The sequence below is a fragment of the Phaeobacter cretensis genome, assembly GCF_047372505.1.
GTDB lineage: Bacteria > Pseudomonadota > Alphaproteobacteria > Rhodobacterales > Rhodobacteraceae > Phaeobacter > Phaeobacter cretensis.
The window spans coordinates 2,540,505-2,554,045 of record NZ_JBKBEU010000001.1 but is presented as its reverse complement, the minus strand read 5'-3'; the positions used below and the strand labels follow the sequence as shown (position 1 = coordinate 2,554,045).

The window sequence follows — 13,541 nt, the reverse complement described above, 5'->3', positions numbered from 1 at the left end:
ATTTTACGGAAGTGCTGCGGTCTAACACTCATATGCAGATTTATCTTCCCATCGCCGAGGTTTCGGTCAACGCATTCCTGCTCTTAGGGCTTGGCGGCATGGTCGGCGTCTTGTCAGGCATGTTTGGTGTTGGCGGCGGTTTCCTTATGACGCCACTCTTGTTCTTCATCGGCATACCGCCGGCTGTTGCTGTTGCGACCGAGGCCAATCAAATCGTCGCTTCTTCCTTCTCTGGTGTTCTCGCACATTTCAGGCGAAAAACCGTCGACATAAAGATGGGGCTTGTCCTTCAGGCTGGCGGTCTCGTCGGCGCGGCAGTTGGGGTTGTGGTCTTCAACTACCTCAAGGCGCTTGGTCAGGTCGATCTGCTGGTAAAACTCTGTTACGTCGTCTTCCTTGGTGTCGTCGGCGGGCTCATGTTCATCGAAAGCCTGAATGCGATTCGAAAATCGAAGGCATCAGGCGGTAAAGGGCCTGCAGCTCGTCGCCAACGCGGCTGGGTTCACTCATTGCCATTTAAGATGCGGTTCCGCACTTCGGGTCTGTACATCTCTGTGATCCCTCCCCTGATCGTCGGCGTCTTGGTTGGTATCCTTGCGGCGATCATGGGCGTGGGCGGTGGCTTCATCATGGTACCGGCGATGATCTACATTCTGGGCATGCCCACAAAGGTCGTCGTTGGCACATCCCTGTTTCAGATCATTTTGGTGACTGCATTCACCACAATGCTGCATGCAACGACAAACTATACCGTGGATATCGTCCTCGCCGTTCTCTTGCTGATCGGTGGAGTGATCGGTGCTCAAATCGGCACCCGTATCGGTGTCTACCTTAAGGCTGAGCAGCTGCGCATCTTGCTCGCTCTGATGGTCCTGGTCGTCTGTATCAAGCTAGGCCTGGATCTGCTGCTTATGCCGTCCGAACTTTATTCACTTGGCAGCGAAGGAGGGCACTGAGATGTCCCGTCGCACCGCCCCTTCCCGCTACATGTCGCCATTGCGTTCCAGTATTGGCCGCCTGTGCCATATTGCTTGTGCTGCCGCTTTTCTTCTCATGCCCATCGCTCAGGCCGCTTGGGCTCAGACGTCCTCAAATGTGACAGACACCGAGCAGCATTCAACCGGCCCGAAAGAAGAGGTTGTGTTAGGCCTCAGCCAGGATCGCGTCGCCATCACAGCTAATTTTGACGGATCCGAGATCCTCATCTTCGGCGCAGTAAAGCGCGAGGCACCTATTCCACAGGACGATCCGCTGGAGGTAATTGTTGCTGTGTCTGGACCCGCGTCACCGGTGATGGTCCGCCGCAAAGAGAAAAAATTGGGCATCTGGATCAATACCGACAGTGTATTGGTAGACTCCGCCCCTAGCTTCTATGCGGTAGCAACAAGCGCTCCTTTGTCTCAAATACTAAACGACACCGAAGATCTCCGTTATCGCGTGTCGGTAGCACGTGCGATCCGCTCTGTAGGGGCTGGAATGCATATCCGCGGCGCGCAACAGTTCGCCGAAGCGGTTATGAGGATCCGCGCTGACAACAGCCTATACTCGCTACGAGAAAACACTGTTGCGGTCGATCAGCAGACCCTGTTTCGTACTGCGATCAAAATGCCCGCTGACCTAACTGAAGGCGCTTACCGCACACGCATCCTGCTGACGCGGGGCGGCTCCGTCGTGGCGCAATATGAAACGAGCATTGATGTTCGCAAAGTCGGGTTGGAGAGGTTTCTCTACACTCTGTCACGCGAACAACCCTTTCTCTACGGGCTGATGTCACTTGCCATTGCCATTGCAGCGGGATGGGGCGCCTCAGCTGCTTTCCGCCTGTTGCGCAACAGCTGACCTTGGTGGCCGCCGCGTCTTGAGCGGCTCCGCCCAGGACGGGCGCGGAGCCAATTTTCTGATGATATTGGAGCGGTCGCGGACGACGGGAATTTCCTAGCCGCGCCCGATGTATGGCATCTTGGTCGCCATGACTGTCATGAACTGCACATTAGCGGACAAAGGCAAGTTTGCCATATGCAACACCGACGCTGCTGCATCCTCCACAGCGAAAGTTTCCATTGGTGCAGCAGTAGGATCGGTTTGAGCCTGTCGGTCACTTAACTCTGCCACCATTGGCGTGCATGCATTTCCGATATCAATCTGTCCACACGCAATATCAAATGGCCGCCCATCAAGGGATAGGCTGCGGGTCAGGCCCGTGATCGCAGATTTTGTTGCCGCATAGGGAGCGGAATGGGGGCGAGGAACATGGGCCGCGATGGACCCATTGTTGATAATCCGTCCCCCTTGAGGCGTCTGCTGACGCATTTGCCGAAACGCAGCGCGCGCTGCAAGAAACATGCCATTCAGGTTCACGTTCACTGCAGCGAACCAATCATCCAACCGGATTTCATCGATCGTGCCAGCGGGTGTGAAAATACCAGCGTTGTTGAACAATACGTCAAGCCGCCCTGATTGTTTGACAAAGGCATCAACGGCGCAATCTACTGCCATCGGATCCGTCACATCAGCAGGCAGCGCATAAGCTCCCGCGCGGCCTTGCGCTACCTCGCTTAGCTTCTCCGCACGGCGCGCCAGCAGGCCCACCTGCCAACCTTCCTCCAGAAATACTTCGGCGACCGCGCGGCCAATGCCAGAACTGGCTCCGGTAATCAGGATTGAACGACCACTTTGATTTTCGTGATTGCTCATACTGGGCTGTCCTCTTCAATTTCCAAGGTCAGCGCACTGGCTGGCGCGGCGCGTAGATCGTCCACTTGCAATGGCCCCGTAGGCTTAGCTAGGCGATTACGTACCACCCAGATCAATCGTTCCTGAGCGCGCGTGATTGCCACATAGGCAAGGCGTTTCCATAGCGGTTGCCCCGCCTCTACCCGCCCCATACGCGCCGCCGCGTAGATATCAGGGGCAAAGACCTGCGCGGTGTGCCATTGCGATCCCTGCGCTTTATGAATGGTTACAGCTGCCCCGTGCAGGAACGCCGCCCCCATACGTGCCGCAAACGGAATGAAGGGTTCTTCTTCATCAGGCTTTTCGATTTTTACGATTGAAGCCGCAGAAACCTGTGGGTCTTCCGCCCCCATCACGTGAAGACGTGAAAATCCCGGTTTGCGACCTGGCCCAAGATAGATCACTTGCGCCCCTTTGATGAGACCTCGCGCTTCCAGATCTAGGCGTTTCTTTCGATGTTTCATCGGCAACTCAATACCGTCGCAGATCAAAGGCTCGCCCGCTAGCAAGCTATCCTCTGGCGCTCCATGTACATTGCGAAAGGCATTGATCAGCCGGATGCGGGTATTGTTGCGCCAGACCAAAACGGGGGAACGTGCCATCAGATCGACCTCAACCCGCTGTCCCCATACGACGCGGTCATCGGCACGGGATAGGTCCTCAACCATGCGTTCGAAATCCTCAAACCCAACATCGGGGTCAGCCAACGCATGAGCCAGGTCCAAAATAGGGTTACCTGCTTCCTGACGGTGGATGCGGTTTAGGATCAGTTTTCTCTCTTCAGGCAGCGTTTCAAAAACCATCGCACCTGATTGGTTAACAGGGGCAAGCTGTGCCGGGTCGCCGAACAATAGCAGCGTTGGAAAAATCTCCTTTAGATCCTGAAACTGGCGGTCATCCAACATTGACGCTTCATCGATAAAACCGATGTCCAGCGGCTCTTCTCGCCGCTTCCAACCGGTGATGAAATCAGACCCGCGCAACCCTGCAGCGGCCAGCGCACCGGGAATGGACTTGTTGCGCTCATAGAATGCTTTTGCTCGCGCAAGCGCTTCTTCTGTCAGCCCCTCAATCTCAGGCTCATCCCCTGTGCCGGCTAACCACTCAGCAATCCGTTCATACTCCGGGTCGTAGACTGGTGTGTATAGAATACGATGTATCGTAGTAGCAGGCACGCCGCGAAGGCGCAGCACGCTGGCAGCTTTGTTTGTCGGCGCTAGAATTGCAAGTGTGCGTCGATCTTCATTTTTCTTCCGGCTTTCATAGTCACCCGAAACAACCTCAACACCGGCCTGCTCAAGCGCCTTGTAAAGCTCCGCCAATAATAGTGTCTTACCAGATCCGGCCTTACCAACGACCGCCATTGCACCGCCATCACCACGCGGTGGATGTAACAGATCATCTTCAAGATCCACTCCTGCGTCATGAAGAAGATTACTGACGCGATCGAATGCAACCGCCTGATCATCGGAGAATTTAATGGGTTCTGCGCTCATATCGGGACCCTACAGGCGCCGGGCCGGCTGCACCAGAGCAGACGGCCCAGCCTGGCCTTGTTTAGGCTCATATCAGGTTAGCTCGACCTGAGTAGTCATCCCGTTTTAGTTAGCCAGTCAGGGCAACCGGATCCGGTTGCCATGTCCCACCAAACGAGCGATCAAACCACATCGCCGATAACTCCGGCTGAATCCCCGCACGCTGGGCAACGCGGTGATAGGCCTCGGCTGAATAGTCCCACAGCCCGAGACAAATTCGATCACGTCCCTCACCTATTGTTCCCACCACCTCAGGGCTGAATCCAAGCGAGCGATAGATCCGCACCATACGGCGGTCAAACACCCCCGCGAAATGCGCTATATTGAAGTTTCGCATGATCTCTAACCCGGCCAGTGTCAGCGCGCCGGCAACATTGCCGCTTGCATTGCGCGATAGGCAAAACCGTGTGCACTCCCAAATCAACGGGCTACGGATCATCTCACCCCCCGTTAGCTCAGGGAAAACGTCGTTTACCATGATCGGGCCGGTAGAGGGTAAAAAGCGCATTGAGCCACCATGGCTTCCATCGGGCTGCTCCCAGATCACATACAAAGGGTTGAGCGCGTCATATTCATCTCGCTCTTCACCCAAAGCATTCACCGAGACGTCCCAACCCAAGCGCGCTTTAAATTGATCTGCGCGATCGACGAACATCGAACGGGCCAGATCACGGTGCTTATTCAAGTCGTGTGCATATACATAGCGAAGCATAATTTAGTCCCCTTTAGATAGAAAAGTGGGACCAGATTACGACTAGAAAAGAATTTCAACTATAAGGTTAATGATTGCCAGCGGCTTCAATGCTTTAGATGATGATCAATCCAAGACTCAATGCTCGGGCAATTGCATGCGTCGTATTGATAGCCCCCAATTTGAATCGGGCACTCTCGATGTAAACACGAAGTGTATGTTCAGATATTGTGAGCGTCTTTGCGACCTGAGCGCGACTGTACCCCATAGCGAGCAGTGTAAGTGCATCGATCTCTCTTGGGGATAAAGGTTGTACATGCTCAGGGCTGCGATCAGGCTCGAATTCCAGCGCTTTGCGATTGAAATAGTGGCCGATCAGGATCAGATCTCGGCTATGTTTGTCGATAAACTTTGTCCATGCTTCATCGTCGCAGTTATGGCTGACGGTGAACAACGCGAATTGCCCATTAGGGCCGCGGATCGGGATTGAATAGCCCTGGTTCCCCACATCATGTGCCAGCGCGTCTTGCATAAATTCGCGGGCTGGTTTCGACGACCAGTCAAGACGACGCCAGTCGACCGGGTGAAACCGCTGATAACATCCGATGATGACTGGATCGGCGCGCACGTAGGATTTTTCCTGATACCGCTCGACCCACTCCTGCGAATAAGTGCCGAAATGATAGTGGTCCCCGGCGCTATCAACCCAGTGGTACATCGCGTGGTCGACGTCAAACGTGTCGCACACACGCTGAATGATCTCCTGCAACCCATCAACCGAAGTTGTGGCGTCTAATACCTCAAGGATCAGATCAAGATTAACTTTTGTCGCCATAAATTCCCTGAAGTCTCACTTGTTGCTTGCGCAGAATAGCCGTGCTCTTGCGGATAGAGTACACAGCCATCATGTCTTTGTGCCGCGATCACCGATGCAGCGTCAACGGCAAGACCTCATAACGAGCTACTTTTTGTTATCCACAATCTATAGCGCTGCCGAAAAACTCGGCCCTATTGGCGCGCAACTTCCCACCATGTCTTGCTGCACATACAAGTAACACAAAAACTTTCAGGAAACAAAAACCCGCCAGACGCACAGCGCTACTGGCGGGTGTTACTCAGTGTCTGACTTAAGAAGCGTACTTACCTCGCCAACACATCCTCGAGTGTGCGCAAGCCAGTGCGCGGCGCTTGAACCAGAACAGACATATTGCCCGGTTTGTGCTCGTTGCGCAGCATCTTCATATGTGCTTCAGGCAGATCCGACCACGAGAACACCTCAGACATGCATGGATCCAAACGACGCTCTACCATCAATTTGTTGGCCGCAGCAGCCTGTTTCAGATGTGCGAAATGTGACCCCTGAAGACGCTTCTGGTGCATCCACATATAGCGCACGTCAAAAGTTAGATTATACCCGGTTGTACCTGCGCAGATGACGACCATACCGCCTTTTTTGCAGACGAAGGTCGAGACCGGGAAGGTGCTCTCACCGGGGTGTTCGAAGACCATGTCAACATTCACACCTTTGCCAGTAATCTCCCAGACGGCTTTGCCAAATTTGCGCGCTTCCTTGAACCAGTTTGCATATTCAGGCGTGTTCACAGTGGGGAGCTGACCCCAGCAATCAAAATCTTTGCGATTGATGACACCCTTGGCACCCAATCCCATGACAAAGTCGCGTTTACTTTCGTCCGAGATCACACCGATAGCATTCGCACCCGCGGTATTGATCAATTGGATCGCATATGATCCCAAACCGCCGGACGCTCCCCATACCAGAACGTTTTGTCCCGGCTTTAGATCATGCGGCTCATGTCCAAACAGCATCCGATAGGCCGTAGCCAGGGTCAGCGTGTAGCAAGCGCTTTCTTCCCAAGTCAGATGCTTGGGCCGCGGCATCAATTGCTGTGATTGTACGTTGGTGAATTGTGCAAAGGAGCCGTCCGGTGTCTCATATCCCCAGATACGCTGGCTGGGTGAATACATAGGATCGCCGCCGTTGCATTCCTCATCGTCGCCGTCATCCTGGTTGCAATGAATCACAACTTCATCGCCGACCTTCCAACGCTTCACCTTATCCCCGACTGCCCATACAATGCCTGACGCATCGGATCCTGCTATATGAAATGGTGCGCCATGGCCATCGAACGGGCTGATCGGCGTACCAAGCGCCGCCCAAACGCCATTGTAGTTCACGCCCGCCGCCATAACGAGGACCAGCACATCGTGGCTGTCCAGCTTGGGAACGTCGACTACCTCCTGCACCATCGCAGTATCCGGGTTGCCATGACGTTCCTTGCGGATGGTCCACGCGTACATTTTCTGTGGAACGTATCCCATCGGCGGCAGCTCACCGATTTCATAGAGTTCTTTTTCAGGGGCCTCGTATGAGAGGGCGCCATTTTGCGTGTCCAAAGCCATGCTGGCCTCCTTTTGCTGTTTGCCGCGATGCAGAATCGTAGCTTCCACATACGGAATAGGATTCAACAAGCAACAATGCAACAACAATTACTCTTTTTGGGTAATTTTATAACCCAACGAGTGCAGCAATTTACTTTGCGCGCGCAGCATTTCTTGCGCTTTCGGGATCCTTACCCAGTGGATCTGGGATCAGGTGCCGAATAGCATTCGCATAAAAAATCAGTAGATCACGCTGTTTCGGTGCTATCTGAAAATGGCCGTCCCGCTCCTGCAGAACTCCCCTCGTTACCAACTCACGTAGTGCCACTTCTGCGGCATACTCCCGGCTTTCGTGGGGGGTGTGGATATAGGCGTACGGTATTTGTTCAAGCAAACCGTCCATGGCCTGTTTTATTTCAGAGCGGCTAAGCGGGTTTGCCCCCTCCAGTACACCCGTCATTGCTGCAGCCAGCAGGGACACCGGCAGGACGGGGACACATTCCCCTATCCTCCCCATCAACTCCTGCGCCAACACCGTCGGCGTATCCCTGCCTCCCTTCTGTGATCTGAAGTCCTGAAGACTAAGCGGGCGACCAAAACTGACTGCTGCATAGCCAAACCTGTGGTAACGTCCGGTTACCAACAACAGCAGCTGGCGCAACAAGCGGATCGCAACGACATGGATTCGGGCGCGAAAGCGCCTGTCGCCAGACTTTGCCGCAGATGTCAGAACATTATCCTCAAGGACGCGGTCGTAATTCAATGCGACCGGCACGAAGACTACATCACGGCCATCTTCCTCCTGCGCAACTTGGCCGTCGACGATGTATTTCAGCAACCCAATTTTTGGTTCTGCTAGGGCTCCATCCAGACTCAAGCCGCCTTCGGGGAAGATTGCCTGGGTGACCCCTCCCTGTGTTGCTAAGCGTACGTATGTCGCAAGAACACGGCGGTAGAGATCATTGCGTGATTTACGCCGGATGAAATAGGCACCCATAGCGCGGATCAATCGCGACAATGGCCACACCCGCGCCCATTCGCCGACGGCATAAGATAAAGCCGACCGATCTGCCACGAGATAGGTGATCAACACATAGTCCATGTTGGAGCGGTGATTCATCACAAACACCACCGTAGCGTCCGGATCGATGGCCTCGATCGCCGCCTCATCCATATGACCAAGGCGAACCCTGTAGATTGCGTTCGACAGAAATCGTGCAAGACGGATCGCGATACTGAAGTAAGCCACTGCAGAAAATGATGGTACGATTTCCCGCGCGTAACGTCGGGCTTCTTCAAAAGCCACGTTTTCCGGGACACCTTGCGCGCGCGCATGATCCGCCACGCCCTGTGCTACCTGAGGATCGTAGATCAGTCGCTGAATCATGTCATAGCGCCGTGCCAGTTTGAACGGCTGGATCGGCCGCTCAAGACGGCGGTTCAACCGCTCTACGGCACGTTCCAAACGATGGCGAAAAAACCACCGGACGGATGGAAAGAGAAAGTGGGAGGCAAAGGTGATCGTAGCAAACAGCACGATCAGCAAAAACAGCCAAAGCGGGACTTCCACGGTCTGCATCATTCTCTAACCCTTTCCCATGCTCAGCACCGTTACAAGCACTTTGCTGAACTCGGTATGTGGTATTGACTGTCGGATAAGAGTGTATGACCAACCAGATCCTGTACCATCCGGCGCCCGCACGCAATTCGCCGATCACCGCATACGGGACGACAGCGTAGCAGAAATTTAGTTAATCATTGGCATGAATAACTCGACCAGACGCCAGGTGTCTCAGGGGGGCGACCACACGCATGAGGCACAATAAGAATTGTAGCGAAAGCACCGTGTCGAATGCAGTCGAGGCAATGCCGCAATGCAGCGAATTGACAAGGGTCAATAATTACTATTTAGATCCTAAAATCGAAACATAATTACCAACACCTCGATCGGGAGCTGATAATGCCGCAGACGCAAAAAGACCGCCCTTGGCTGATCCGCACCTATGCCGGTCATTCGACCGCCAGCGCATCCAATGAACTTTACCGCAGCAATCTAGCAAAAGGGCAAACCGGCCTTTCTGTGGCCTTCGACCTGCCGACCCAAACGGGATACGATAGCGACCACGTGCTGGCACGCGGCGAAGTAGGCAAGGTCGGTGTACCGGTCGGCCACTTAGGCGACATGCGAACATTGTTCGACCAGATCCCGCTGGAACAGATGAATACCTCCATGACGATCAACGCCACAGCGCCATGGTTGCTATCGCTCTATATTGCCGTAGCTGAGGAGCAAGGTGCCGATGTGGCCAAGTTGCAAGGCACGGTACAAAACGACCTGATCAAGGAATACCTCTCCCGCGGCACATATGTCTGCCCGCCCAAACCCAGCCTTAAGATGATCGCGGATGTGGCAGAGTATTGCTACACTAACGTACCGAAGTGGAACCCGATGAACGTGTGCTCCTACCATCTTCAGGAGGCTGGAGCCACGCCAGAGCAAGAATTGGCCTTCGCATTGGCGACCGCGCAGTCTGTGCTGGACGAGTTGAGACCGCGGATCGCACCAGAGGATTTCCCAGCGATGGTCGGGCGCATTTCTTTCTTCGTAAATGCAGGCATCCGGTTTGTGACCGAGATGTGCAAAATGCGCGCATTCGTCGATTTATGGGATGAGATTTGTGAGAAGCGTTATGGCGTCAGTGATCCAAAATTCCGGCGCTTCCGTTATGGGGTGCAGGTAAATTCGCTGGGCCTTACCGAGCAACAGCCCGAAAACAACGTTTACCGTATCCTAATCGAAATGCTCGCCGTTACACTCTCGAAGAAAGCACGCGCTCGTGCCGTGCAGCTTCCGGCTTGGAATGAAGCGCTTGGCCTCCCTCGCCCTTGGGATCAGCAATGGTCAATGCGGATGCAACAGATCCTGGCCTATGAAACCGATTTGCTCGAATATGATGATCTATTCGAGGGAAATAAGGCGGTAGATACCAAGGTTGAAGCGTTAAAAGAGGGCGCACGCACTGAGCTGGCCACACTCGACAGCATGGGCGGTGCTGTTGCCGCCATCGACTATATGAAAGGCCGCCTCGTCGAGTCCAACGCCGAACGTCTGAATCGGATTGAACGCAATGAGACCATTGTTGTTGGCGTCAATAAATGGACAGACGGTGAGCCCTCCCCCCTGCAAACCGAAGATGGTGGCATTATGGTGGTAGATCCGGCGGTAGAGCAGGAACAGATCAACCGTCTGAATCTCTGGCGACAGGAGCGAGATGCAAGCGCAGTGGAACAGGCTTTGGCTGATTTGCGTAAAGCAGCCCAACAAGGTGCAAACATCATGCCACCGTCTATTGCAGCGGCAAAAGTTGGTGTAACAACAGGCGAATGGGCTGAAGAAATGCGAAAGGTATATGGCACGTACCGCGGACCAACCGGCGTTTCTGGCTCAATCTCCAACCAGACAGAGGGCTTGGATGAATTACGTGAAAAGGTGAATTCAGTCAGCGACCAACTTGGTCGCAGACTAAAGTTCCTTGTCGGCAAACCCGGTCTTGATGGCCATTCCAACGGCGCTGAGCAAATTGCTTTCCGCGCCCGAGACTGCGGCATGGACATCACTTACGATGGGATCCGAATGACACCTGAAGAGTTAGTCGCCTCCGCTATTGAAGACGACGCCCATGTCGTTGGCATGTCAATCCTCTCCGGCAGTCACCTGCCCCTGATTGAAGAATTGATGGGGCGGATGAACGACGCAGGTCTCTCGCATGTCCCGGTCGTCGTCGGGGGAATCATTCCGGATGATGATGCCGATCGTTTGAAAAAGATGGGAGTAGCGCGCGTTTACACACCCAAGGATTTCGAGTTGAACGCAATCATGGGAGATATTGTTGAACTGGCGAAACAACCACAAACGGCTGCACACTAGCGGATTTCCGCAAATAACAATAAGCTGAGCAATTTTTCTGGTGAAATCCCTGTGAAAATAAGATCATAAACCAATGCACCTCGAAATATGATGTTGTGCATTCATTTATGGAGAAGAGAATGGCCGTTGATCTGACATCGATGTCGCGAAAAGAACTTTTGGAATTGCAGACAGATGTTGAAAAGGCGCTAAAAAACGCAGAGCAGCGTGAGCGCGTTGAAGCACTGAAGGCCGCTGAAGAAGCCGCTGCGAAGTTTGGTTTCTCGTTGGATGAAATTGCTGGAAATGGCCGGGCAACTGCGAAGAAAGCTAAAGCAGCTCCAAAATACCGCAACCCCCAGAACCCGGAAGAAACCTGGACAGGCCGCGGTCGCAAACCCCATTGGGTGCACGCTGCGCTGACGTCCGGAGTTGATATTTCCGACTTGGAAATCTAATTTTCCAAAGCTGAGGACGCACCATGACTGTTCATATCGGAGCCGCCAAAGGCGAGATTGCCGAAACCGTTTTGTTGCCGGGAGATCCTTACCGCGCAAAATGGGCTGCTGAGACATTTCTGAAAGACGTTCGCCTCGTAAATGAGGTGCGTGGGATGCTTGGCTTCTCTGGCACTTGGAATGGCCATCCGGTCACAATTCAAGGCAGTGGCATGGGCATGCCATCACTCTCGATCTACGTAAACGAGTTGATCCGCGATTATGACGCCAAAACCCTGATCCGGATCGGATCCTGCGGTGGCATGCAGGATAACGTCAAGATCCGAGATGTGATCATCGCCATGACAGCCACAACAGTCAGCTCTCCCTCTCGCGGGATATTCAAGGAAGTAAACTTCGCTCCTTGTGCAGATTGGTCATTGCTTCATGCCGCAATGAAAGCCGCTGATGCGCATAATCTGACGCCACATGTCGGCGGCATCTACTCTTCTGATGTGTTTTATGACGAGCGCCCAGATTTGACCGAACAGATGGTGCGCCACGGTATTCTAGGCGTCGAGATGGAAGCATCTGAGCTTTACACTTTGGCGGCTAGGTATGGCCGCCGCGCACTGGCTGTGCTGACCGTTTCCGATCACCTTGGAACGGGTGAAGCGCTACCATCTGATCAGCGCGAGCAAAGCTTTGGAGAGATGGTAGAAATCGCACTAGAAGCCGCCTTCGCCTAAGGCTGTCATCGCACACAAACTACCACAAAAAGGCAGCGCAAAACGCGCTGCCTTTTTCAATTCAGTTAGAACTGACCTTAGCCCCGCCCGTGGCGGCCATCGTAGCCATTCCTACTAGGTGACTGCCAGTCCTCCAGAGTATTGGCACCCGGCGCGAACACCTCAACCAGCAACGGATGGCAGGCCGCGCTATCACTGGTATGTTCCGCACTGCAATCTCCCCCCGGGCATGCGCTTAACGCACCCAACAGGTCTATTTCAGCAAAAAATTCTAGATAGTCGCCAGGGCGGACCGGGCTTGCCTTCATGAAGTATTGCCCGGTGTCTCGCGTAAACCCAGTACACATAAAAACGTTCAAAACATCATGGATATATGGCTCGGCCTCCGCCAATGTCATACCAAGATAGTCTGCCACCGCGCGGGTAAGGTTGGAATGGCAGCAGTGGTGATAGTGGTCGCCTGACAACAGGTTTCCGGTATAGGGATCGCAGCGTGTGCCTATCACATCGTGAACAGATCCACCGTAGCTATCGATCCCGTACCATCCCAGACTATCTGCGATGATGGTCGCCATTGGGCGTAGGTACGGCAGGTTACTCCACAGCCGCTCGCCTGTTGTTACATGAGTACCATGCAGCGCACGCGTCTTGCCCGAGAAAAACCGTTCACTGAGATCGGCTTGGTTCCAAAGATTCAGATCTCCTACCTGTGGCCCTTCAACGGACGTAACACGGAAAAAATGCCCGGCATCGACGCTAAAACAGGAAGCTTCCCGAGGTGAGACCAGAACTTCGTCTAGTTTCTGGGCTGTTTCACGTGCTGCAAGATATTGGGACAGATCCGGTTTTGGCAACGTCTCGTTGGGATAGCAAATCACCGGCATGATCGCGCGCCTTTGTTCAGCATCTGCCGGGGGCCGCACGTCAGTGGCGGCAACATGGTTTTGAGACATAGAGCAAACCTTCTTGTTGTTTGCACTATGAAAACCAAGGTTGCAGCCAGTGGCAAGTAATCCCTACTAACATTCTGGTAAGATCAGCCTATGCATCAAATACAAGATGGATGATCCCAATATTCTACGCAAAGCC

The 13,541-nt window shown here is 53.8% G+C and carries 12 protein-coding genes; 5 read left to right on the top strand and 7 right to left on the bottom strand.

Annotated features, from left to right (window positions below; translation table 11 throughout):
- The first annotated feature begins 32 nt into the window (after window positions 1–32).
- The gene (locus ACEWZM_RS12195) at window positions 33–956 is read left to right on the top strand and encodes a sulfite exporter TauE/SafE family protein (protein ID WP_414006682.1); all 924 of its coding nucleotides are present in this window, start codon (window positions 33–35) and stop codon (window positions 954–956) included.
- Between the two features lie 97 nt (window positions 957–1,053).
- Window positions 1,054–1,839: a TIGR02186 family protein gene (locus ACEWZM_RS12190; RefSeq protein WP_414008026.1), complete on the top strand. Its 786-nt coding sequence runs from the start codon at window positions 1,054–1,056 to the stop codon at window positions 1,837–1,839.
- A 96-nt stretch (window positions 1,840–1,935) separates the two neighbouring features.
- Here the strand turns inward: ACEWZM_RS12190 and ACEWZM_RS12185 are convergent, their stop codons facing one another.
- From ACEWZM_RS12185 to ACEWZM_RS12160, 6 genes are all read right to left on the bottom strand, one after another.
- Window positions 1,936–2,694, bottom strand: a complete 759-nt coding sequence (locus ACEWZM_RS12185; RefSeq protein ID WP_414006681.1) for an SDR family oxidoreductase — start codon at window positions 2,692–2,694, stop codon at window positions 1,936–1,938.
- A complete protein-coding gene (locus ACEWZM_RS12180; protein ID WP_414006680.1) occupies window positions 2,691–4,229 on the bottom strand; it encodes an ATP-dependent DNA helicase in 1,539 nt (512 codons plus the stop codon). Before ACEWZM_RS12180 ends, ACEWZM_RS12185 begins: the two co-directional genes overlap by 4 nt.
- Window positions 4,230–4,338: 109 nt before the next feature.
- Window positions 4,339–4,980, bottom strand: coding sequence for an acyl-homoserine-lactone synthase (locus ACEWZM_RS12175; protein ID WP_414006679.1), 642 nt, complete (start codon window positions 4,978–4,980; stop codon window positions 4,339–4,341).
- A gap of 94 nt (window positions 4,981–5,074) precedes the next feature.
- Entirely contained in the window at window positions 5,075–5,794 is a 720-nt protein-coding gene (locus ACEWZM_RS12170) for a helix-turn-helix transcriptional regulator (protein WP_414006678.1), read from the bottom strand.
- Window positions 5,795–6,099: 305 nt separating this feature from the next.
- The gene (gene ccrA, locus ACEWZM_RS12165; protein ID WP_414006677.1) at window positions 6,100–7,380 is read right to left on the bottom strand and encodes a crotonyl-CoA carboxylase/reductase; all 1,281 of its coding nucleotides are present in this window, start codon (window positions 7,378–7,380) and stop codon (window positions 6,100–6,102) included.
- Window positions 7,381–7,510: 130 nt separating this feature from the next.
- On the bottom strand, window positions 7,511–8,941 hold the full coding sequence (locus ACEWZM_RS12160) for a 1-acyl-sn-glycerol-3-phosphate acyltransferase (protein WP_414006676.1): 1,431 nt from the start codon (window positions 8,939–8,941) through the stop codon (window positions 7,511–7,513).
- A gap of 378 nt (window positions 8,942–9,319) precedes the next feature.
- Between ACEWZM_RS12160 and ACEWZM_RS12155 the strand changes: the two genes are divergently transcribed.
- The 3 genes from ACEWZM_RS12155 (at window position 9,320) to deoD (ending at window position 12,452) form a co-directional block, all read left to right on the top strand.
- Window positions 9,320–11,287, top strand: a complete 1,968-nt coding sequence (locus tag ACEWZM_RS12155) for a protein meaA (protein ID WP_414006675.1) — start codon at window positions 9,320–9,322, stop codon at window positions 11,285–11,287.
- A gap of 119 nt (window positions 11,288–11,406) precedes the next feature.
- Entirely contained in the window at window positions 11,407–11,724 is a 318-nt protein-coding gene (locus ACEWZM_RS12150; RefSeq protein WP_414006674.1) for an H-NS histone family protein, read from the top strand.
- A 23-nt stretch (window positions 11,725–11,747) separates the two neighbouring features.
- Complete coding sequence (gene deoD, locus ACEWZM_RS12145; protein WP_414006673.1) at window positions 11,748–12,452, top strand: purine-nucleoside phosphorylase; 705 nt, start codon at window positions 11,748–11,750, stop codon at window positions 12,450–12,452.
- Between the two features lie 77 nt (window positions 12,453–12,529).
- On the opposite strand, the gene ACEWZM_RS12140 is transcribed toward deoD, so the two are convergent.
- Window positions 12,530–13,405 (bottom strand): urea carboxylase-associated family protein, encoded by an 876-nt coding sequence (locus ACEWZM_RS12140; RefSeq protein WP_414006672.1) that lies wholly within the window; start codon window positions 13,403–13,405, stop codon window positions 12,530–12,532.
- Between the last annotated feature and the right edge of the window lie 136 nt (window positions 13,406–13,541).